This window comes from Nitrososphaera sp. (assembly GCF_037447015.1).
Lineage (GTDB): Archaea > Thermoproteota > Nitrososphaeria > Nitrososphaerales > Nitrososphaeraceae > Nitrososphaera.
Map to the genome: position 1 here is coordinate 23,273 of NZ_JBBIHK010000002.1, position 22,435 is coordinate 45,707.

Annotated in this window: 20 protein-coding genes; 13 read left to right on the plus strand and 7 right to left on the minus strand. The window is 58.8% G+C overall.

Going from position 1 to position 22,435, the window contains the following annotated elements; translation table 11 throughout:
- The 6 genes from WKI84_RS01120 to WKI84_RS01145 form a co-directional block, all read left to right on the plus strand.
- A partial coding sequence (locus WKI84_RS01120) for a substrate-binding domain-containing protein (RefSeq protein ID WP_337861671.1) occupies positions 1–1,084 on the plus strand: 1,084 nt, incomplete at its 5' end.
- A gap of 90 nt (positions 1,085–1,174) precedes the next feature.
- Positions 1,175–3,502, plus strand: a complete 2,328-nt coding sequence (pstS, locus tag WKI84_RS01125; RefSeq protein WP_337861672.1) for a phosphate ABC transporter substrate-binding protein PstS — start codon at positions 1,175–1,177, stop codon at positions 3,500–3,502.
- Between the two features lie 8 nt (positions 3,503–3,510).
- Entirely contained in the window at positions 3,511–4,452 is a 942-nt protein-coding gene (gene pstA / locus WKI84_RS01130; RefSeq protein ID WP_337861673.1) for a phosphate ABC transporter permease PstA, read from the plus strand.
- A 70-nt stretch (positions 4,453–4,522) separates the two neighbouring features.
- Complete coding sequence (gene pstB / locus WKI84_RS01135) at positions 4,523–5,386, plus strand: phosphate ABC transporter ATP-binding protein PstB (RefSeq protein ID WP_337861674.1); 864 nt, start codon at positions 4,523–4,525, stop codon at positions 5,384–5,386.
- Positions 5,387–5,425: 39 nt separating this feature from the next.
- Positions 5,426–6,085: a PhoU domain-containing protein gene (locus WKI84_RS01140; RefSeq protein ID WP_337861675.1), complete on the plus strand. Its 660-nt coding sequence runs from the start codon at positions 5,426–5,428 to the stop codon at positions 6,083–6,085.
- Positions 6,086–6,201: 116 nt separating this feature from the next.
- The gene (locus tag WKI84_RS01145) at positions 6,202–7,314 is read left to right on the plus strand and encodes a phosphate uptake regulator PhoU (RefSeq protein ID WP_337861676.1); all 1,113 of its coding nucleotides are present in this window, start codon (positions 6,202–6,204) and stop codon (positions 7,312–7,314) included.
- 44 nt (positions 7,315–7,358) lie between these two features.
- Here WKI84_RS01145 and WKI84_RS01150 read toward each other — a convergent pair whose 3' ends face one another.
- Together WKI84_RS01150 and WKI84_RS01155 are read right to left on the minus strand one after the other, a co-directional pair.
- Complete coding sequence (locus WKI84_RS01150; protein ID WP_337861677.1) at positions 7,359–8,174, minus strand: hypothetical protein; 816 nt, start codon at positions 8,172–8,174, stop codon at positions 7,359–7,361.
- Between the two features lie 77 nt (positions 8,175–8,251).
- On the minus strand, positions 8,252–9,199 hold the full coding sequence (locus WKI84_RS01155) for a hypothetical protein (protein WP_337861678.1): 948 nt from the start codon (positions 9,197–9,199) through the stop codon (positions 8,252–8,254).
- Between the two features lie 187 nt (positions 9,200–9,386).
- Between WKI84_RS01155 and WKI84_RS01160 the strand changes: the two genes are divergently transcribed.
- On the plus strand, positions 9,387–10,106 hold the full coding sequence (locus WKI84_RS01160; protein ID WP_337861679.1) for a hypothetical protein: 720 nt from the start codon (positions 9,387–9,389) through the stop codon (positions 10,104–10,106).
- A gap of 203 nt (positions 10,107–10,309) precedes the next feature.
- On the opposite strand, the gene WKI84_RS01165 is transcribed toward WKI84_RS01160, so the two are convergent.
- Both WKI84_RS01165 and WKI84_RS01170 read right to left on the minus strand, forming a co-directional pair.
- A complete protein-coding gene (locus tag WKI84_RS01165) occupies positions 10,310–10,651 on the minus strand; it encodes a DUF190 domain-containing protein (RefSeq protein ID WP_337861680.1) in 342 nt (113 codons plus the stop codon).
- A gap of 3 nt (positions 10,652–10,654) precedes the next feature.
- Positions 10,655–11,044 carry a CrcB family protein gene (locus WKI84_RS01170; RefSeq protein ID WP_337861681.1) on the minus strand — a complete coding sequence of 130 codons (390 nt, stop codon included), beginning with the start codon at positions 11,042–11,044 and terminating at the stop codon, positions 10,655–10,657.
- A 243-nt stretch (positions 11,045–11,287) separates the two neighbouring features.
- Between WKI84_RS01170 and WKI84_RS01175 the strand changes: the two genes are divergently transcribed.
- The 6 genes from WKI84_RS01175 (at position 11,288) to WKI84_RS01200 (ending at position 19,802) form a co-directional block, all read left to right on the plus strand.
- Positions 11,288–11,473, plus strand: a complete 186-nt coding sequence (locus WKI84_RS01175) for a hypothetical protein (RefSeq protein WP_337861682.1) — start codon at positions 11,288–11,290, stop codon at positions 11,471–11,473.
- A 27-nt stretch (positions 11,474–11,500) separates the two neighbouring features.
- A complete protein-coding gene (locus tag WKI84_RS01180) occupies positions 11,501–12,163 on the plus strand; it encodes an NUDIX hydrolase (RefSeq protein ID WP_337861683.1) in 663 nt (220 codons plus the stop codon).
- A 41-nt stretch (positions 12,164–12,204) separates the two neighbouring features.
- Positions 12,205–14,391 carry an ATP-binding protein gene (locus tag WKI84_RS01185; protein ID WP_337861684.1) on the plus strand — a complete coding sequence of 729 codons (2,187 nt, stop codon included), beginning with the start codon at positions 12,205–12,207 and terminating at the stop codon, positions 14,389–14,391.
- A gap of 55 nt (positions 14,392–14,446) precedes the next feature.
- Positions 14,447–15,004, plus strand: a complete 558-nt coding sequence (locus WKI84_RS01190; protein WP_337861685.1) for a MarR family transcriptional regulator — start codon at positions 14,447–14,449, stop codon at positions 15,002–15,004.
- Positions 15,005–15,173: 169 nt separating this feature from the next.
- Complete coding sequence (locus WKI84_RS01195) at positions 15,174–17,483, plus strand: HAMP domain-containing sensor histidine kinase (RefSeq protein ID WP_337861686.1); 2,310 nt, start codon at positions 15,174–15,176, stop codon at positions 17,481–17,483.
- Positions 17,484–17,903: 420 nt separating this feature from the next.
- Positions 17,904–19,802: a sensor histidine kinase gene (locus tag WKI84_RS01200; RefSeq protein WP_337861687.1), complete on the plus strand. Its 1,899-nt coding sequence runs from the start codon at positions 17,904–17,906 to the stop codon at positions 19,800–19,802.
- A gap of 57 nt (positions 19,803–19,859) precedes the next feature.
- On the opposite strand, the gene WKI84_RS01205 is transcribed toward WKI84_RS01200, so the two are convergent.
- Genes WKI84_RS01205 through WKI84_RS01215 form a run of 3 tightly spaced genes read right to left on the minus strand, consistent with a single transcriptional unit; the run spans position 19,860 to position 22,384 of the window.
- A complete protein-coding gene (locus WKI84_RS01205) occupies positions 19,860–20,711 on the minus strand; it encodes a metal ABC transporter permease (protein ID WP_337861688.1) in 852 nt (283 codons plus the stop codon).
- Positions 20,712–20,729: 18 nt separating this feature from the next.
- A complete protein-coding gene (locus WKI84_RS01210; protein ID WP_337861689.1) occupies positions 20,730–21,485 on the minus strand; it encodes a metal ABC transporter ATP-binding protein in 756 nt (251 codons plus the stop codon).
- Positions 21,473–22,384, minus strand: coding sequence for a zinc ABC transporter substrate-binding protein (locus WKI84_RS01215; RefSeq protein ID WP_337861690.1), 912 nt, complete (start codon positions 22,382–22,384; stop codon positions 21,473–21,475). Before WKI84_RS01215 ends, WKI84_RS01210 begins: the two co-directional genes overlap by 13 nt.
- Positions 22,385–22,435 lie beyond the last annotated feature (51 nt).

Genomic DNA, 22,435 nt, shown 5'->3' on the forward strand with positions numbered 1-22,435 from the left:
GTCGGACGGCTCGGGCACCACCTTTGTCTGGACCGACTATCTCTCGAAGGTGAGCAAAGAGTGGGATGAAAAGGTCGGCAAGGGGACGTCTGTGCCCTGGCCCACCGGGAGGGGCGCCCCCGGCAACGAGGGCGTGGCCTCCACAATCAGGGGAGCCATGTACTCGCTTGGCTACGTAGAGCTGTCGTACGCGCTTACCACGGGCATGAACTATGCGTACATTCAGAACCGGGCCGGCAATTTCATCGAGCCGACTATCGCCTCGACTAGGGCCGCGGTGGAGGCGTCGGCCGGCTCGCTCCCTGCCGGCGACGAGTCGTGGGAGCAGGTGTCGCTGGTGAACGCGCCCGGCGAGCAGTCGTACCCGATAGCCAGCTTTTCCTACCTGCTCCTGTACAGGGACATGAGCGCAAACCCCAAGGTGGACAGCGCGGCCAAGGCAAAGGCCATAGTGGACTTTGTCGCCTGGGCGGTCAGCCCGGAGGGCCAAAAGTATGCCGAAAAGCTCTCCTACGTGCCGCTGCCAGAGGAGGTCACAAAGCTGAACCAGAAGACGCTTGCCACGCTGACCTACAACGGCCAGCAGCTGTACTCCTCTTCTCCTCTTCCTCCCTCCCCGGTTCAGGAGCAACAGCCCGCAGCGCCCCCGCAGAAAGGAGAAGGGGCAGGCCAGCAGGCCGGGCCTCTGCAGACGGCAAAGAAGGAGTACAAGGCCAAGCTTGTGGCGGTGGCGTCCATCTCTGGCGGCGACAGGCTGAGCGTGCTGGTAAAGAACCCGCGCGCAAGCGACGCGCAGGTGTACAAGGTGCAGATCACGCTTGGCGCGTCCGAGGACACCCCAATCGTCATCGGCTCTGTCAAGGCTCCCCGTGGCTGGACCGGCGACTTTGACGGCAGCGTGGCCACGTTTTCCACCGAAAAGAGCCCGCTGAAAGCAGGCAAGTCTGGCCTATTCAGGGTCACGCTTGCCAGCGGCGACGATGATGGCGCCGGCGCCGCGCCGGCGCGCGCAGGCTGGGAGGCGTACGACGCCGCCGGCAATGCCATCAAGTCCGGCACTGCCAAGGTCAGGGTCCGGTCCTGACCGACGCCGCCTTTTTTCTCTATATAGAATACGTGGATTATGGGCAGTAGTTATAATAGCCCATTGCGTGCGTGATGCACCGTAGCAGTATTGCGCAAGCCTGCAGCAAGAGGAGCACATGCAAAGCCGGCGCTGGCCGTGACCGCAGCCGTCATCCTGATGATTATTATTACAATAACGGCGGCAACAGCAGGCGTTGCCTCTGCGCAGCAGAAGCAGCAGATAAACCTGACAGGCGCCGGCGCCACGTTCCCCTTCCCGCTCATAGACACCTGGCGCGTCGAGTACCAGAAGCTCAAGCCGCACGTCAACATCAACTACCAGTCCATAGGCTCCGGCGGCGGCATAAAGCAGTTCACCGCCCTCACCGTCGACTTTGGCGCAAGCGACGCGCCCCTCTCGCAGGCGCAGCGTGACGCCCTGCCCGCCCCGGCCGTCCACATACCGGAGACGATAGGCTCGGTCGTGGCCGCGTACAACGTGCCGGGCATCAACCAGAAGGGGCTGAAACTGTCAGGCCCCGTCCTTGCAGACATTTTCCTTGGCAAGATAACCCGCTGGGACGACCCCAGGATAAAGTCGCTCAACCCCGACCTGCCCCTGCCAAGCCATGACATCGTGGTGGTGCGCAGGTCGGACGGCTCGGGCACCACCTTTGTCTGGACCGACTATCTCTCGAAGGTGAGCCCGGAGTGGGAGGCGGTGGCCGGGAGGGGCAAGTCCGTCCAGTGGCCCACGGGCGTGGGCTCGCCGGGCAACGAGGGCGTCGCAAACTCGATCAAGGGGACGCCCTACACCGTCGGCTACCTGGAGCTGTCGTACGCGCTCACCACCGGGATGCCCTACGCTTACTTGCAGAACCCGGCAGGCAATTTCATCGAGCCGACCAAGGACTCTATCAGGGCGGCGATATCCTCGTACGCCGGCTCGCTCCCTGCCGGCGACGAGTCGTGGGAGCACGTCTCGACCACAAACGCCCCCGGCGAGCAGTCGTACCCGATTGCGAGCTTTTCCTACCTTTTACTGTACAAAGAGCTCGGCACGAACCCTGCCATGACCGGGGAAAAGGCGTCAGAGCTTGTCAGCTTTGTGCTGTGGGCCGTTACTGACGGCCAGGCATATTCAGGCGGCCTGTCCTACGTGCCGCTGCCAGACGAGGTGGTCGCGCTCAACAAGGAGGCGCTCTCCTCGCTGACGTTTGGGGGCCAGCCTGTGCTGGCGCCGCCGGGGCAGGGCCCGGCAGGAGGAGGAGAAGGAGGAGAAGGAGGAATAGGCGCCTGGCAGCTGGTCGCCGCGCTGGCGGCAGTCCCGGCCGCCCTGATAAGCTATTATTATTACTTGTACCGCCGCCGGCGTGGCAGCAGGGCGCAGCTCGCATTTCAGGAAGGGGCCGCCGGCGACAGCAGTAGCGCAAGAGGGAGGAGGAGAATAGACATTGCGGGCATGCTCAAAAAGCCCCGGGGCGACAGGAGCTTCCGATTCGTCGTGGTCGCAGCCGCCGGCTATACGGCGTTCCTGATAGCCCTCGTCGCCTTTACAATAGCCAGCGGCTCGTCGCAGGTCTTTGCAAAGGAGGGCCTCGGGTTCCTCACCGGGACGGACTGGAACGCAGTCGAGGGCCGCGAGTCCTACGGCGCCCTGCCGTACATCGTGGGCACGCTGGTGAGCTCGGGCATCGCGATGGCAATCGGCGTCCCGATAAGCATAGGGATAGCCGTCTTTGTGACTGAGATAGCGCAGCAGCGGATTGCGACGCCGCTCTCGTTCGTGGTAGAGCTCCTGGCAGCCGTGCCGAGCATCATCTACGGCCTGTGGGCGCTCTTTGTGTTCCGGTTCTGGGTCAGAGACCTGATAGAGGTGCCGCTGAACAACGCGTTTGGCGGCAGCCTGCCGCTGTTTGCGCAGACGCCGTTTGGGCTCGACGTGTTTACCGCCGGCATCGTGCTTGCCATCATGATTATACCCACCGTGTCGTCCGTGTCGCGCGAAGTCATAAGGGCGGTTCCAAACGCGCAGAGGGAGGCCGCCTACAGCCTGGGCGCCACGCGCTTTGAGATGGTGAAAATGGCCGTCTTTCCCTACGCCAAGTCGGGCCTTTTCGGCGCCGCCGTCCTGGGCCTTGGAAGGGCTGTCGGCGAGACCATGCTTGTCACAATGATAATAGGCAACGCCATCGGCGCGGCGGCCATCCCGGACTCGCTGTTTGCGCCAAGCCAGACGCTTGCCAGCCTTATCGCAAACGAGTTCAACGAGGCCGTGACGCCTCTGCACACGTCGGCGCTCATCGGCCTGGGCGTCGTGCTATTTATGCTCACTATAGGGATCAACATCGCAGCAAGGCTGATGGTCGCAAGGATGGCGGCCGGCGCGGCGGCCGGCCCGTCGGCGACGAGCGGGATAGCGAGGGTGAGGGACTGAGCAAGTATATGGGAGAAGAAACAGGAGCGGGGGGCAAGAACGCCGTGGAGGAAGAAGAAGAAAGGAGGAGCGCCAGCCGCGCAAGGGAGATCCAGGCGCTCATGGCCCGGCAGTCCATCAGGCGCAAGATGATGGACAAGCTTGCCACCATTCTGGCAGTCGCCTGCGTCGTCGCGGCGATAATCCCGCTTGGCAGCATTCTGGTCGAGGTGGTGAAAAACGGCGTCTCTGCCCTGAGCGTCGAGTTCCTGACGCAGCCGCCGGGCTCGCTCGGGTCGGGGGAGGGAGGCATCGGGCCGGCCATACAGGGGACGCTGATAGTCATAGGGCTCACGTCGCTCATCGGGGTGCCTGTCGGCGTCCTTGCCGGCATTTATCTGTCCGAGTTTGCCGGCTCCGGCCCGTTCCCCCACGCCGTGCGCTTTTTAAACGACGTGCTGACCGGCCTGCCCTCCATAGTGCTTGGCATAGTCGGGTACGTGGCAATAGTGCTTGCGCTTGGCTCGTTCTCGGTGTGGGCCGGCGCGTTTGCGCTCTCTATCATCATGATACCAATAATCGTCCGGGTGACCGAGGAGACGATGGGCATTGTTCCAAACTCGATCAGGGAGGCCGGAAACTCGCTTGGCATCCCCAAGTGGAAGACGGTGCTCTTTATCGTTCTGCCTGCTGCAAAGAGCGGCGTGCTCACTGGCGTCATCCTGGCCGTATCCAGGATTGCCGGCGAGACTGCGCCCCTCATAATGACCATTCTTGGGACGAGCCTCTTTTTCTCCGGCTTTGCCGCCCCCGTGGACGCGCTGCCGCTCCGCATCTGGCGCCTTGCGTCGCAGCCGTACGAGTCGGCGCACTCGTTTGGGTGGGGGGCCGCCCTCGTGCTCATACTCATCGTGCTTGGCCTCAGCGTGGGGCTGCGCATGGTGGTGCTGAGGAGGCTTCGGGCGCAGTGACCAGCAGCCGCTATTTTCTATATTCTCTATATAGGCAAGGCATAATTAGGCAAAGGGGCGAGTCTAACCATTGACAGCCGAAGGAGGGGGGCCGGCAAGCAGTAGCAGTAGCGGTGGAATGGACACCGAGGTCATCCCTTCGTCGTTATCATCGTCTTTGAATCCTGACTTTAGGCAGCGCTACAAGGTCTCAATAAGGGAACTCAACGCCTGGTTTGGCGCAAAGCAGGTTATAAAGAACGTCAGCCTCGACATCAAGGGCAACACGGCCACAGCAATCATCGGCCCGTCGGGATGCGGCAAGACCACCCTCATCAGGTGCCTCAACCGCATGCACGAGATGACCCCCGGCGCGGCCACGCGGGGCAAGGTGTTCCTCGACGAGACCGACGTCTATGACAAAAAGGTCGATCCTGTCGTCGTCAAGCGCCGCATAGGCATGGTCTTCCAGAAGCCAAACCCCTTTCCGACCATGAGCATCTATGACAACGTTGCCGCAGGGCTAAAGCTGAACGGCATACGGGACAAAAAGCTGGTGGACGACGTGGTCAGAGAAAGCCTCGAAGGGGCTGCGCTGTGGGACGAGGTAAAGAACGAGCTTTCCAAGCCCGGCATCGGCCTCTCTGGCGGCCAGCAGCAGAGGCTTTGCATAGCAAGGGCGCTTGCGATGCACCCCGAAGTCCTGCTGATGGACGAGCCCACGTCGGCGCTCGACCCGATAGCCTCTGCCAAGATTGAAGAGCTGATACACAGCCTGAAGAAGGACCTGACGATAATCATTGTCACGCACAACATGCAGCAGGCCGCCCGCGTCTCTGACTATACTGCTTTTATGTATCTGGGCGAGCTTATCGAGTACGGCCCAACCAAGCAGATATTTGAGAACCCGGAAAAGGAGCTCACCGAGCGGTACATCTCGGGCAAGTTCGGCTAGCGCGCAGGCGGCAAAGGAAGAAGAGGAAAAGAAGAGAAAATGACGCGCTTGCTGGACCTCGGCATGGACAGGATACGGAACATCATCATGGACATGGCCAAACTGTCAGAGCACTCGGTCGAGATCGCGATAGACTCGTACTCCAAGGGCATCAGCTCTAAAAAGCAGATATTCGAGTGGTCGGAGCAGCTGCGCGTTTTGCAGGACGAGGTCGGCGATTTGGCAATAGAGCTTATAGCGCGCTACCAGCCGGTTGCGACCGACCTGCGCTTTATCCGCTCGTGCATGGAGATTTCATACGGCTTTTCCCGGTTTGGGCGGTACGCCTACGACATCATGGACGTGCTTGAGACGATGGGCTCGATAGCGGACTGCGACAAGAGCGCGGTGATGGAGATGGCTGGCACCGTGAAGGAGATGATACACATGAGCGTCCAGGCGCTCCAGTCAAAGGACAAGGACGCGGCGGAAAAGCTGTACGAGATGGACAACACCGTGGACGCGCTGTACAGGAAATACCTGCGCGAGGCGATAACGCCGAGCACCAAAAAGGACGCAAGCGAGATGGTAAAAGACCCGCGCTGCTACGTGTCAAGCTTGCTGATTCTGCGGTATCTGGAGCGGATCTCCGACCACGCCTGCTACATAGGCGACTCTGTCCACTACATTGCCACGGGCGTGTCAAGCCCGCGACGGTGAGACGACGGTACAACGACTAGATGTTGTATATAGAAAACTGGGAGCCCCATAGCGCGACATAGTCTACCCTCGTAAAGGGTTTATTCACAGTTTCCTCATGCAATCGAGTGAAGGCTATGCAAGCTAATGAAATGGCAGCGGCGACAGCAGCAGGAGGGCTAGATTACCGGGAAGTGCGCAAAATCCAGTTCACCGGCAGGTCCACCTACGTCCTGTCCCTGCCCAAGAAATGGGTCGAAGAGATGGGGCTGAAGGCGGGCGACCAGGTCACGCTGCTGCGGGAGGGGGACAACTCGCTCTCGGTGGTGCCCATGTCCTCCGCTGCCGCCGCCGGCTCCGGCTCGCTCCCGGAGGCGACTGCGATCATTTTGCCGTCCGAGAGCCCAAGCACGCTCCGCAGGCGCGTCGTGTCGATGTACCTGGCCGGCTACAACATCATCCACCTGAAGGCGAAATCGGGCAGGATGGGGCCGGCGCTGCGCGACGCAGTGCGCGAGGTGGCCCGGCGCAACCTGGTGGGGACGGAGATGATAGCGGACGCGCCCGACATGATCACGCTGCAGGTGCTGCTGTCGCTCCCCGAGCTGTCCGTCAACACGGCGATAAGGCGCATGTACCTCATCGCGTCGTCGATGCACAGGGACGCCATGGCCGCGCTCGCCGAGATGAACGCCGAGCTTGCAAGGGAAGTCATAAAATCAGACGACGAGGTCGACCGGTTTTCCCTTTACGTCCTGCGCAACCTTGTGATGGCCGCGCAGAACGGCCGGGTGCTGCGCGAGATGGGGCTGAAAAACCCGTCTGACTGCCTGGGATACAGGGCGGCGGCAAAGAGCATCGAGCGCGTAGCCGACCACGCCTGCGGCATAGCCGAGGCGGCGGCCCGGCTGAAGGAGAGGCTGCCGAAAGAGACGCTGCAAAAGGTTGAAAAGATGAGCTACCTTGCGCTGTCGGTGCTTGGCGACGCGGCAGAAGCGCTCCTGCGCCGCGACTACCAGCTGGCAGACAGGACCGTCGACGCGGCCGGCGGCGTGCACGCGCTGGAGGCAGACGCCGTGCAGGCGATGGAAAGAGAAAAGGTGCATGACCAGGCCGCCACGGTGAGGCTTGTACTTGAAGACATACGGAGGACGGCAGAACATGCGAGCGACATTGCAGAAGCAGCCCTCAACGAGACGATAGGCGAAGAGATGGCGATGGCGGCAGCTGAAAAAGCGCTGGGGCGATAAAAAAATGAAAAAACTGGTTGGGTGAGGGCTCTGCTGCTGGCTGGTCAGCCGGTGAGCGGGAATACCGCCACCATTATCTGGCCGCTGTCGTACGCAGAGCCGTCGCCGTCCAGTCTCACCTTGAAGCTGCCGTTGCGCCATCCCGGGTCGACTGCCGTGCTGCCGACCTGCAGCTGCAGCTGCTGCGGCTGTGCCATCGTCATCGGCGAAGTAGCGTTCCCCATCGCAGGATTCATCATCATCTGGTTGTGCCAGTCCTGCCACTGCGTGGTTGTATTGCCGGCCTGCGCAAGCTGCCGCGCCATCTGCGTGTGCCACTGCTGCCACTGCGTGCTGTTCCACATGGGATAGCTGGTGTTTCCTGCAGCTGCAGTCATTCCACCGCTGCCACCCATCATCATTCCACCGCCGCCCATCCCACCGCTGCCACCCATCATCATGCCGCTACTGCTCATGGTGGGGCCGTGCATCATGCCCATCATCGCCATTGGGTTCGTGTTTGCCATGATGGTTATGCCCGGAGACCTGCCCGTTCCCGTGTACCTCAGCGACACAGTCACCTCGCTGTCGCCGGTCACCGACACGCCGGTCACCTGCACGCCTCTGGCGGCGCTTGAGCCCGTGCTGCTAAACATCTTGCTATACGGCTGCTGCTCCTGCTGTTGACCTGCAATGCCCTGGGCCATGCTCCCCTGGTTTGCCATCCCCTGGTGCTGCATAGTCTGGGCGGATGCCGGGTTGGTCTGGGCAAGGGCTGAAAACAGTGCCGCAAATGCCAGAATAAAAGCCAGTCCTGCTATTGCTCCTGCAAAGAATAGCCGCTGCCGCCGATGATTATTGTTGATGTTATTGTTGCTCATCGGATCAGGTTTTGCTGTTTTGTCTATTTAATGGACGGGAATACAGTGCACTGCATTGCACGCCATTGCCTTTCTCCTCATCCAAGGGGCACGAGCACGGCCAGGATGGCCACTATTATGACGGGCATCAGCTTCCTCATCCTGGCGTTCACCTTCACAGCCTCCTGCTCCTTCTTGTGGTCTACAAGCCTCATCTGCATCACCATCGAAAGCAGGTTGTTCAGGAAGAGCGCGTACACGATTATCATCACCTTGTCTATCAGCGTCAGATACCCGATTGGCGGCAGCTGGTTGGCCGCGTTCAGGTGGGCCGCCACCGCTGCAAGGAGCGTCGACGCGGCAAGGCCGATCCTGGGCGCAAAGTTGGTCGGGCTCATCCAGAACGCCAGCATCGCTATCGTCGTTATGATGAGCACCGGGAATATCGTCTTCAGAAACGACGAAAGCGCAGCCCGCTCTATCGTGAATGTAAAGACGTACCTTGAAAAGGCGCTGTCCGGGTACTCGTGAACCGTGACTTCGGACCTGCTGCCGCCCAGGCTCCAGCCCGGCACGTTTATCAGCCTGTCAAAGCCGCTTGCCTGCTCGTCCGGGACGAAGACCAGCCTGTCCACCTCCTCAAAGCCTTCGACCTCTATCGTGACCTGCTGCCTGTCAAAGGGGTAGTCGCGAAAGTCCATGTTCTTGATGAACGTGCCCCTCACCCTGGCCTCGTAATAGTTCTGCTCGACGCGCTGCGGCTCGGCCGTAAAGCGCAGCGCGTTTGTAAAGTCGAACCGGGGCTTTTCCTCCACAAAATTTGTGGTGGCCGGGTCGTCTGACGCAAACCAGATGTAAAAGTCAAGGTCGTACGAGCCTGTCTGGGTGTCTATCTTGCCGATGTTGACCAAGTAGACTCCGACCGTGTACTTCTTGGGCCCTTCGCTCTTTCCATCCTGCGCAAATGCAGAGGTAGGAGCAGGAACAGTAGTAGCGGCCAGCAAAGACGAAAACGCCACGAGCGCGATCAGGATTGCCGATGCCACAGGATTCCGGTACAATTTTTAGCATCTGCTTTCCATGAACAGATTATATATTAACGTCACCCCGGCGCTTTTTGCCAAAGCCGGGGCCGTCTTTTTGATTTCTCTTTTCTTGCTCCCGACGTTCCTGCGTATCTTTTGCTCCTGCAAGCAAGTATCTCATTAAAATTTCAGCGTCCAATAATGTCACATGGCAAGCGACAACAACAGCAGCAACAAAAGCCCCATAGACTTTGTAGACTGGGAGGAGCTCAAGGGCAAGGAGGCGCGGGGGATGACCGACAGCGTCGACCTTGGCGAGATTCAGGGCATAGGCCGCAACTATGTCATAACCAAGAAGGGGAGGGTGAGCAAGGACACGTTCTACGTCCCCAAATACCTTGCAGAGAGGTACGACGGGAAAAAGGTGTATTTCCACGTGAGCGAGTCGCAAAAACACGAGTTCATCCGCACAAGCCCGCCTACCTACGACGAGTATGTGGCAAGGTACGGGCCTGCCAGTGGCAGCAGCAACAGGAGCATGCGCCCTGACATCGAGACCCGGGTGTACGTGGTGGACACGACGCCGGTTGAGGTGGAGCCGGACACGACGACGGCCACGGTGACTACGGTTACGGCAGTAAAAGGAGAAGGGCCGGCCGCGGCTGCCAGTACAACAAGAATGGAAGAAGAAGAGGAGGAGCCTGCCGTGATCGACTGGGACCGCGTGGTGCACAAGAACGTCCGCACGATGGACGGCAAGCCGGTGGGCAACATCGTGGCGGTGCTGGGAGACGCCATACACGTCGAGTCGCAGGGCTCCCGGTCGGCGTACCTGATACCAAAGAAAGAGGTCGGGGCGTTCGACGGCTCCGAAGTCGTCCTGAAGGCGCCGATAGCCGACTTGGGGGCGTACATGCGCCCCGGCTAAACAAAGGGTCGGGAGGGACGGCTTTCATGACAGCAGGCCGGTGAAGAGATAGCCCGCAAGGAAAGAGAGAGGACGACAAGGGAAGGAGGCGGCCCGAGTCCATCGACGGCTGCTGCTGCCGCCGCAAGTACAGGCGTATTTGCAACTATGCAGCGGCGGGCCGCATATCATACAGCATCAGTTGCTGCTATTATTGCTGGCTACTATACCACGTCAACTTCGTGCAGCGTCACCAGGCCGTTGTCTCCCACCATCATCTTTATCTCTGGAAGCAGGGGCTCGATCTTTTCCTTCCTGTCTATCACCTCGATGACAAGCGGCATGTTGACTGCGATGCCTTCTATGTGCAGGGTCGACTTGCCGCGCTTGCCAAAGCCGTCGACGCCCGTCCACACCGTCGCCCCCGCGATGCCGGCCTTTATCAAAAAGTCGAGCAGCGCCTTTGCAAGGCGCCTGCCCTTCACCTCGTCGTTCCTTTTTATCCTGATCGTCAGGCTGACGTACATCTTGGCGCCTGCCATGCCCTCACCCCCCGCCCCCACCACCTGCTATTCCACGCTCCCCTTCATGATAAGGCCGGTTATCAGGCGGCCGCCCATGACTGCACCGATCGACAGGCCGACGTTTGCCAGTATGTTGACTGCCACGGTCAGGTACTGCCTGTTGTCGATCATGTGGCTGGTTTCAAGTGCAAAGGAAGACATTGTCGTAAGCGAGCCGCAGAACCCGGCTGCCGCAAGCAGTGAGTAGCGCGCGTCGAGGTTCCACACGACGGAAAGGACTGAAAACACCCCGAGGATAAAGCTGCCTGCCACGTTGACTGCCAGTATGTTGACCGGCATGGTCCCGATGATCAGGGGGGACTCGACCATCTTGTACCTCAGAAAAGCGCCGGCCACAGCCCCCGCTGCCAGGAAGACAAATTCAATCCCTTTCATTTTCCCGTGTGCCCACCAAGTAAATGCTCTCCTTTTTCCTGTCTGGTAGAGGCATTATCAGCACCTTTGCAAAAGGGCGGTTCTGACTTTTTTCTATTTTCAAGTCAAGGCTAATGCCATAGCCTCTGTGCGTATATTCTCTGCTACATGCTGGACTGGAGATAAAAAGATAACGCACCCGTCAGCAGCTTTTCCTCCCAAACTTTTTACGCAACGTTCCCGTAGGGATGGCTGATAGTAACAATGGCTACCCTGTGCTACATCTGCAACACAAACGCCGCGACGCTTGAATGCGCCGACTGCAAAAAACCGGTGTGCAGGAGGTGCACCAAGGACTTTCCGTTTTCGCCGGGCGTCTGCTTGGAATGCGCGGCAAAGGTAAAGACCGGCCTTGGCGGCATGAGGAAGGACAGGGGCGAGATCTTTTAATCCGTGCGCGGCTTTCCCTTGCTTGCCGTGAAAAGCAAGAACGCGCCAAAAGGCTGGAAGCTGAAATCGTCCCGGCAGGTGTACGACAGCTATTACCTGAAGGTGTTTGAGGACCGGCTCGACCTGGCCGGCACGGACAAGCTCTACATAAGGGGGGTGAGGCGCGACTATTGCACCATCGTGCCCTTTGCCACCGCCGGCGCCAACAACAATAACAACGGCAGCCCTGGCATCCTGACGATAAGGAGCTACCGGCACATAGTCGACTCGTACCAGCTAGAAGTGCCGTCCGGCTACATCGACCCCGGCGAGACGCCGAGGCAGGCCGCGGCGCGCGAGCTGGAGGAGGAGACGGGCTATGTCGCAAAAAAGCTGGTGCACGTCGGCTCGTACACGCTGGACTACTCGATGTTCGAGCAGGTGGGCCACGTCTTTGCGGCGTACGGCCTTGAAAAGACCGGCAGGCTCAAACTGGGGGACATGGAAAAGATATCCAGGACGGGTTTTCTGCCTGCGGAAAAGGTAAAGCAGATGCTGCTGAAGGGCAGGATACTGAACGCTGCGACCATCGTCGCCCTGTACCGGGCGCTGCATTACCATGAAAACACACTACGACAGCAGCAAAAGCGCAGACCCGGCCGCGCCGCTGCTGCGGCGTCCATGCAAAAGATAGAACAATCCCACATCTAGCTTATTTGCAGGCTGGATGGAAGTAACGCGCGCATACATTCTTGTCCGATTCTAGCACCAAAGAAGGAGAAGAAAGCCACATGCAGGAGAAGGGGAAAAGGGCAGAGGAAGGCTTTCTCCGGGAAAAGCAGCAGGCGCTGCTTGTGGCCGCCCTGGTGGTGCTATCGGTCTCGCTTGCAATATTCCTGCAGGCGTACTATTCTGCGACAGAGAGCCGGGCGGTCAATTCGGCGCGGGAGCAGGTGGAGAGGTACACAAAGACTGCGGCCGGCACGCTCTCGCGCCTGCTTGAAGTAAAGCTCGAGTCGATAGGGAACAACCTCGCCACCCTTGCAGACTCGCGGGCTGCCCAGGACGGCGAGCACGAGAGGATGAAGATGCTGCTGATGTCGAGGCAGCAGCTCACACAAGACCTGACCGAGAGTTACTTTTGGCTCGACAGGGACGGCAGGGTGGTGTGGGGCGCCCTGATGGTCGAAGACCCCGCGGCAGCCAGGTTCGCCGGCGCCGATTTCAGCAACAGGGACTATTTCCTAATGGCAAGGGACACCGGCCAGCCCTATTACACGTCCGTCACCGACTCGGCAGACGGCATACCGAGGATCTACATAGCGTACCCGATAATGGCGCCAAAAGGGGGCGCCGCCTCGCCTGACGGCGGCGGCGACGGCGACGGCGGCAGCAGCACGGAGGAGCTAGAGTTCAGGGGGGTCGTGGCGGCGTCCATCAAGCCCGGCGCGCTTGCCGAGTTCATAAACGCCAACCTCCCGGCCGGGTTCGCCGGCAGGATAGGGGTCCTGGACAGGGACGGCTCGATAATCTACACGGACGACCCCTCGCTCTTTGGCGAGAACGTCTTTGGGAGGCGGGTCCAGTCTGCCTTCAACGCCACCATCTTTTCAGGCTCGCCAGGTCAGAGGGACGCCATGAACAGCATCCTGCGCGACTCGCTGGCAGGCAACAGCGCCTCGACCACCGTCGTCATCTCAGGCTCCGACACGGCCTATTCCTACCACCCGCTGTATTCGAGCAACGGGCAGCTCGTGGGCACGCTGCACGTGCTCGCCCCCTTCACCTTCAGCAACGACATCGCGCAGGTGATCTCGTCGCAGAGGGCGGCAAGCCTCACCTCCATCGTGGCAATAGGGGGCACGGCCACCTTCCTGGCATACCTCATCCTTTCATGGAACAGGAGGCTTGAGCAGCGCGTGGGCGAGCGCACGGCAGAGCTTGCGGCCAAGACGCGGCAGCTGGAAAAGTCAAACGAGGAGCTTGCCGCAACCACCGAGGATTTGCGGGACGTGGTCGAAGAGCTGGCAGACAAGAACAGGGAGTTGCAGGATGCCAACAGGCAGCTGGAAGAGTACAGCTCGCAGCTTGAAGAGGCAAACGAGCAGCTGAAAAAGCACGACAGGATGCAAAAAGAGTTCATCAACATAGCCGCGCACGAATTGAGGACGCCCATACAGCCCATCCTGATGGTGTCAAGCCAGTACGACCTGTCCTCAAAAAACGCGGGAGAGGCGGAGGATGGGGAGGAGGAAGAAGAAGATACCGACGAAGAGATGCGGATAAAAAAGATAGAGATGCGCCTGATAGCAAGGAACGCCGCCAGGCTGGACAGGCTCGCATCCGACATTCTGGATGCGACCCGCATTGAATCGGGCATGCTGCGGCTGAACAGGGAAGAAAACGTGGACCTGTCCCGGCTGGCGTCTGAAGCAATCGAGGACGCAAAAAGGCAGGCTGCTGCGGCGGCCAACAATGCAAGCAACAGCAACAGCATCAGGTTCGAGCTGGACATCCCAAAGGGGCCTCCGCCCGCCGTGACGGCTGACAGCTACCGCATAAGGCAGGTGCTTGCCAACCTCCTGAACAACGCCATCAAGTTCACGCAGCAGGAAGGAGGAGGGGGGACCATAACCGTCAGGGTAGAGCGGCGGGACACGGCGGGAGAAGTGCAGGTGTCAGTCTCTGACACCGGCAGCGGCATAGACCCCGAAATAAGGCCCCGGCTTTTCCAGAAGTTTGCAGGCAAGTCCGAGGTCGGCACGAGCACCGGCCTTGGGCTGTACATCTCCAAAGCCATCGTAGAAGCGCACGGGGGAAGGATGTGGGCCGAGAACAACGCGCACGGCGACGGCAAGGGAACAACGTTCGCATTTACCCTGCCGCTGAGGAGCCCCGCCCCTTCATCGCGCGATACGCCGCCGGCCGATGGCAGATGACGACGATGATGATGACGGGAAACAATTTAAATCCTGATTTGCAGCAATCTACCATATGTCAAGCGTGAACGACAGCCCGCCGCACTTTATGGTGCTGGACGCGATATCGAGGGGCATGAGGTCGATAGGCAAGATAGCGAGCGTGACCAGGATGAACAAGGCGCAGGTAGAGATGATAGTCAACGACCTGGCCGCGCAGCGCCTCATAATCGTGAGCGAGAAAAAGGGCTTTTTCGGCAACAAAAAGCAAGAGATCACGATAACCGAGACGGGCATGCGCGTGCTCATGGCAAAAAAGCAGGAGCTGGAGAAAAAGTTCCAGCAGTTCCAGCAGTGGTATTCAAACGGCCAGATACAGCAGATGCAGAACTCGATGGGCTCCGACAGGATGTGGATCCCGTTCATGCTGTTCTCCGGCATAATGAACGCCATGTTCTTCATGTCCATGATGTCGCTCATGGGCGCCGCAATGACGCCGGCAGAGAGCCAGTTCGCCGGCGACGCCGGGGGAGCTGGAGCTGACGCCGGGGCTGCGGGCGCAGACGGGGGCGGAGCAGACGGCGGCGACGCCGGAGGCGGAGGAGATTTCGGCGGCGGCGACTTCGGGTTCTAGCAGACGCCGCCTGCCCTCTTCATTTTCTCTCTCTTTCTCTTTCTTTTGAAGCACAAGCGGCTCCTTTTTCCAGTTTCAAGCCGGCAAAAGATCCCACGGTAAAAAAATCCTAGAACTGTGTATTCTTTCTTTTAAATATCCGGGCTCGTCTCTATAGCTAATACGTGCCATGGTAGGGGACGCGACACCACCATCACCGCCACCGCCGCCACCACTAAAAGAAGAAACAACGATTCTCCGCGGTATAGAGGCAGTCACCCCTGCAGTAGTACAGGTGACTGTCAACGCCAAAAAGCGGTACGCCGTCTGCGCAAACTCGGCAGGCCCTTCCCTTGCTTTTGAGGTGCCCGAATTCAAAAAGGCGATTGCGGACATGGTGGCGAGGGGAGTGCGCTGGCGGTACATCACAGAGATAACAAAGGAGAACCTGGCCTACTGCAAGCGGCTGCAGGAATACGCCGAGCTGCGGCATCTCGACGGCGTCAAGGGCAATTTCGGGGTGAGCGAAACAGAGTACATTGCCGCCGGCATACTTGACAGAGAAGAAGAGGAAAAGTCAATCCCCGAGCTGGTCTACAGCTCTGCAAAACCGGTCGTGGAGCAGCAGCAATACCTCTTTGAGCTCCTCTGGGGCAAGGCGGTGCCGGCCGAACAAAAGATAAGGGAGATAGAGGAAGGGGTGCTGCCGCCGGAAACCCGGGTACTGCGCGACCCAAAAGAGATCGTCGCAAGCACCGTGCGCATGGTCGAAACCTGTTCCGAGCTGATGATCTCCGGGACGCCACAGGTGATGCGGCTTGTCCGGGGCCACGGCATCCTCTTTGACCTCTACAAGAAGCTGGCCGCCATGCACAAGGCAGGACGGCACGGGGGTATACGCTACGCGCTGTTCATCGACAGGGAGGCCGTCGATGTCGTCAAGGAGTTCCTGGAAATCGGCGTGCAGGTGAGGCACATAGGCAACATGCCGCCCAACTATTTCGCAGTCACCGACAAGATGTATGCCAGCATAGTCGAAAGGGTGCAGGGCGACAGGATCCCCGGCAACCTGCTCATCAGCACCGAGCAGCCGTATATCGAGCATTTCAGGCGCATCTTTGAAGAAACGTGGGACGACGGGATCGACGCCCAGAAGAGGATCGAGGACCTGGAGTCTGGCTATAGCATCGACATGGAAAGCGCCATCCTGTCCAGCCCGTCCAAGATAGAGGGCATCTACAAGGAGATTCTGGCTTCTGCCAGGCAGGAGGTCAAGCTCATCCTGCCTTCCGTCTCGGCGCTGAGGAGGCAAAAGGAGCTGGGCGTGCTTGCAGCGCTTGAGCAGCTGGTGGCGCGCCGGGGAGGAGGAGAAGGAAAAGAAGGCGTCAGGGTCAGGCTGCTGCTGGCGTCGTCTGACAGCGATAAAGAGCCGCCGGAAAAAGAGTTTGCCGCGCTGCGCCAGCATGGCATAGACGTTCAGCTCCTTGCCAGATCGCCCGCATCATCGTTGTCGCCAGAGGCGGCGACGACGACGGCGGTGGTGATGGCGACCAAAGTGATAGTGGACGGCAGGGTGGCGCTGGTGATCGAGATGCGGGACGACTCAAAAGCCACCTTTGCAGAAGCGATAGGCCAGGCCATGCTCCTGACCCAGAGGTCGCTTGTAGCGTCCTATTCGAGAATGTTTGAAACGCTGTGGTCGGAGGCGGCGCTGATAGCAAAACTCAAAGAGTCTGACCGGCTGCAAAAAGAGTTCATCAACATAGCCGCCCATGAACTGAGGACGCCCATACAGCCCATCCTGATGATCGCAAGCACGTTTGAGGTCGACCCCTCCCAAAAAGAAGAAACGCAAGAGGAGAAAGAAGGAGAGCAAACGGTGCAGCTGAGCAGGCAGGAGCTGCGGCTGATCGCCAGAAATGCTCGACGGCTGGAGAGGCTGTCGTCAGACATACTGGACGTTACAAGGATAGAGTCGGGCACGCTAAAGCTGAGCAAAGAGGACACAGACCTTGCGGCGCTAATATCGGAAGCAGTCGACGACGCCAAGAACCAGGCTGCGATAGCAGACGGCCACGTCAGGTTCGCCCTGAACCTGCCGCCAAAAGAAAAGGGGCCCGTGGTCGCCCCGGTGGACAGCTACCGCATAAGGCAGGTGATGGCAAACCTCCTGAACAACGCCATCAAGTTTACAGAGAAAGGCACGATAACCGTGGGCCTGGAAAAGATCGACGATGGCGGGCAGCAAAAAGAAGCCAAGGTGTCCGTGTCTGACACCGGCCGCGGCATCGACCCCGAAATAATGCCCCGGCTGTTCCAGAAATTTGCAGGCAAGTCCGAGCTGGGCACAAGCACAGGGTTGGGGCTGTACATCTCTAAAGCGATAGTGGAGGCGCACGGGGGCCAGATCTGGGCTGAAAATAACAAACAGGATGGTAAAGAAAAGGAGAAGAAGGGCAAGGGAGCGACGTTCAGCTTTACCCTGCCGCTAAAGTCCTGACTTTTGGCTGCCCTGCCTCCTGCCTTCCTCCCATCCATCAATCCATGCTCAACAAAACAACCGGCCTGCTTTTTCACGCAAGCCGCCGGCGAAAAGATGAAGTAAAAGGAAGAAAGAAGCCTCGCTCTATGGGCAAATTGCAAAAGTCATTAAATTGTCATTCTCGTATGTATCATCACACGCATACGCAGGCATCTGTAAAAGAAAGAGGCAAGATGACGGGGTCAGGCTTGGCTGGAATCCGGAGGAGCGAGAGAGATGGCATTCCAGTTCCCCTGATCTCCTGACGCTTGAAAGGCGGCAAAAACACCGTTCTCCATATACTATATCTATCAGGATACGGCACCCATCCTGTTGTCAAGGCAACGTGACAATAGGGAGAGGCGGTCTTCTTCTTCTCTCTCCTCCGCTACTGTAGTCTTGCTACCACTGGTTGCAATAGCCGCCGTTGCGGCCATCGCCTTTGGCTCTTACGCCGCCTTTGGTTCTGCGGCAGAGGAGAACGTGAAAAAAGCCCTGCTGGAGCAGCAAAAGGAGAGGCTGACAGAGACTGCAAGGTCGCTGAGCAAGCACATTTCGTCTGACATTGACTCTATCGTGCTGAGGCTCCAGCTACTGGCAAGCCAGCCTGCGCTTCAGAGTGGCGAGCTGGATGACCCGGAGGTTGCGAACCTGCTAAAGGAAGCTAATGCGGAAATTAACAGCTTTACTCTGGTCGACGGCATCGTCCTTCTGAACAGAGACAACGTCGTCACATACAGCACCAATTACCCGGAGCTCGTGGGCATCGACGCATCGTTCAGAGATTACATAGTAAACGCAAAACAGACCTCAAAGCCCGTCATCTCGGAAGGTCTCATGGACAGGAACGGCAAGTTTGGCGTGGGGATTGCCGTGCCAATAACAGGTGAAGGGAAAGGAGGCGGCCGGGAACACCTTGGCATGCTGGTGGCAGCCCTCCCATCCATCGAGTTTTTCGGGCGCTATGGCAACGTGCTTGACATCAACTCTGAATACATAGTCGCACTTGACAGGGAGGGCAACTACCTGGTCGCAGGTCTTACCGACGTAATAGGCAAGAACTTTTTCAGCGACGAAATACAGGAGCTGGCAAACCACAACCCGCAGCTACACAAGCTCTATTCAGACGTCATCCTGGAAGGCAAGCAGGGATCGGCGTTATTTGAAGCAGGGTTTGGAGAAAGGCTCGTAGTCTCCTACCCCGTCTTTTACAGGGGCGAGCAGGTGATGTCCGTCGTCTATGGCACGCCTACTGCCACAATATACGGCCAGGTGAACGATGTCCTGTCGGTCCAGAGATTGCAGACCGTTGCAATGCTGGCGTCAGTCATCGCGGCAATAGCAGTACTCTTTGTATTTGTGATGAGGTGGGGCTCGATCCTCCACAAGGCGGTGAACGAAAAGACGGAGGAGCTGACTACCATGACTGAGGACTTGCAGGACACAGTGGCGGCGCTTGCAGATAACAACAAAAAGCTGCAGGATGCCAACAGGCAGCTGGAAGAGTACAGCTCGCAGCTTGAAGAGGCAAACGAGCAGCTGAAAAAGCACGACAGGATGCAAAAAGAGTTCATCAACATAGCCGCCCATGAACTGAGGACGCCCATACAGCCCATCCTGATGATCGCAAGCACGTTTGACATTGGCTCCAAAAAAGCAGAAGAAGAAGAAGAAGAAGAAGAAGATACGCAAGAAAAAGTGCTGATAAGCAAGCAGGAGCTGCGGCTGATCGCAAGGAACGCGCAGCGCCTGGAGCGGCTGTCTGCAGACATCCTTGATGCGACAAGGATTGAATCAGGCATGCTGAAGCTGAATAAACAGCAGGTGGACATCGTGGCCCTGGTATCCGACGCCATCGAAGATGCAAGGAGGCAGGTGAAGGCACGCGATAGCGTTGAATTTGTAGTTAGCGTCCCGACAGAGCCGGTGACTGCAGAAGTGGACGGCTACAGGATAAGGCAGGTGCTTGCCAATCTGGTGAACAACGCAATAAAATTCACTGAAAAGGGAACGATAACTATTAGCTTGGAAAAAAAGAAAAAGGCAGACGGCAGCGGGCAAGAAGAACTCCAGGTGTCCGTGTCTGACACCGGCCGCGGCATAGACCCGGAAATAATGCCCCGGCTGTTCCAGAAATTTGCCGGCAAGTCCGAGCTTGGGACAAGCACAGGGTTGGGGCTGTACATCTCTAAAGCGATAGTGGAGGCGCACGGGGGCAAAATATGGGCAGAGAACAACAACAGGGAGAAAGGAGGAGAAGGGGCGACCTTTGCTTTCACCCTGCCGCTAAAATCCTGACTGCCTGCGTTCTTTTTCTGAAATGTTGTGCGCATGACGTAGTAGCAACATTAGCAGCTATGCCTTGGCCTCTGCTGCAGGCGCGGCGCGCCTCTTTTTCGCCACTAGGACTTTCCCCGCAAGCGCGGTGATGAACGTGGCCGTGGACACGAGCACAATCGTTCCCGCCGGCGCCAGGTTGAACGCGTACGACACGGCTATCCCCGTCACCACCGAAAACACGGACACCGACAGGGAGACGAGCGCCGTCTTTTTGAACCCCCTCCCAAAGAGGAGGGCCGTGACGTTTGGTATCACTATCAGCGCCGACACCAGCAGTATCCCGACCAGCCGCATCGACACCACTGCCGTGACGCTTGCAAGTACGACAAACAGGTAGTTGAGCGCCGAGATCGGGAGGCCGCTCACCCTGGCCTGCTCCTCGTCAAACGTGATATACATCAGTTTCTTGTACAGGACGACGACTGCGGCAAGCACCGCACCGGCCATCGCAAGTATCGCAAGCGTGTCGTTGATGCTCACAAGCAGGATGCTCCCAAACAGAAAGCTGAACAGGTCGAGCGTAAAGCCGCCGGTCGCGCTCACAAGCAGTATGCCAAGCGCAAGCCCAGACGACAGCAGTATCGCCACGGTCGCGTCCGCCGGTATCCTGGCAGCAGACGACTGGCGCAGCTTCGTCATCCCAAGCGCCCCGAGGATGGAGAGCCCAAGGCCGGTCCACAATGGGTAAATGTTGGCGACGAGGCCGACTGCTATACCGCCAAACGCCACATGAGAGAGCGCGTCGCCAAAGAGCGAGTTGCGCCTGAGCACCAGGAACAGCCCGATGACCGACGTGGTTATGGCGACTGCGACGCCGGCTATGAGCGCCCTCTGCATAAAGCCAAATTCGAGGATTTCAAGCACCATTATTACTATCTGCCCATCCTAATGATGGTGGTGATGATGGTCGTGCATGTGCTGCTGCATGCTCGACTCCGAGTACATCCTGACCTTCTCCGGGTCTGCAAAGAACTCGTGCGCCCTGCCGTGGAAGAACATGCTGCGGTTGATGCACGCCACGTCGCTTGCGAGGCTGCTCACCGCCTCCAGGTCGTGCGAGGACCAGATTATCGTGATGCCTTCCCCATCCCTGTTGAGCGTTCGCAAGAGCTCGTAGAATTTGTTCTGCGTCTCAACGTCGATGCCGGTCGCCGGCTCGTCCAGTATCAGGAGCTCCGGTTCGTTCACTATGGCCTTTGCGATGAGCACGCGCTGCTGCTGGCCGCCAGAGAGCTCCCCTATCCTTTTCTCTTTCAGAGAGGAGAGCCCGACGGTCTCGAGGGCAGACGCCACGCGCTCGCCCTCGCTCTTTTCTTTCAATTGCCGGGTTATGCCAAGCGCCACCACTTCTTCCACCGTGGCCGGAAAGCCGCGCTCGACTGACATCCTCTGCGGGATGTAGCCCACCCTGCGCAGCATTTTGGTGTTTTTCCTGATGTCCTCGCCGAAAATCCTGATGGCGCCCCTGTAGCCGGAGAGCAGGCCGAGCATGCACGAAAAGAGCGTGGTCTTGCCGGCGCCGTTTGGACCTATCATGCCAAGCAGGTCGCCCTTTTCCACCGTAAACGAGATGTCGTCGAGCACCAGCGTGCTGCCGTACGAGAACGAGACGTGCTCCAGCTCGACTACTACTGCGCGCATTGCAGCCCCTCCTTTAGCGCAGAGACGTTTGCCTCCATCTTTTCTACGTAGCCGACGCCCTGCGCCAGTTCCTCTCTGTCTATGCCCTCCACGGGGCTCAGCACTAGCACCCTGCCGCCGGGTATCTCGGCTGCGATGACCTCTGCAAGCCGGCTGTCCACCAGCTCTTCGGAATAGATGGTGTCGATGCCAAGCTCGTTTGCGAGTACGACTGCCTGCTGCACCTGCTGCGGGAGCACCTCGCCTTCCGGCGACATGCCTTGCACCGGGTGCTGGCGCAGGCCGTACCGCTCTGCAAACCTGCCAAATGCGTCGTGGAACGCGATAAAGTCGGACTTTTCGCAGTTTGCCAGTCCTGACTTTATGGAAGAGTCGAGCGCGTCCAGCCTTGCTGCATAGCCGGCCGCGTTTTTCAGGTAGTACTGGGCGTTGGCAGGATCTGCCTCTGCAAGGGCGGATGCGATTGCCGCCACCTGCCCCTTGGCAAGCACGGGGTCGAGCCAGATGTGCGGGTCTTCTTTATTTTCTGCGTTTGCAAATGCCGCCTGGCCCGTGTTGACAACCCTCTTGGCCTCTATCCCGCCGGTCCAGCTCTCAAAGCCGGCGCCGTTTATCACCAGCAGGTCGGCAGACCTTGCCCTGTTGATGTCGCCGGGGGACGGCTCCCAGTCGTGGGGCTCTATCCCGGGCGGGATCAGACTCGACACCTCTGCCCTGTCGCCTGCCACGTGCGACGCAAAATCATAGAGCGGGTAAAAAGAGGCGACCACCCTTAGCCTGCCATTATTGCTGCCATCGCCCTCCTGCTGGCCCGGCCTAGCTCCCGTGTAGACTGTGGCAAGCATGGCAAGCGGCACCACCACCGCAATTGCGACGAGCGCGGCGTCTCGCTGTTTCAACTGCTCTTGCTAGGGTTATTAAGAATATATACTTTTATTAATAATATCTAT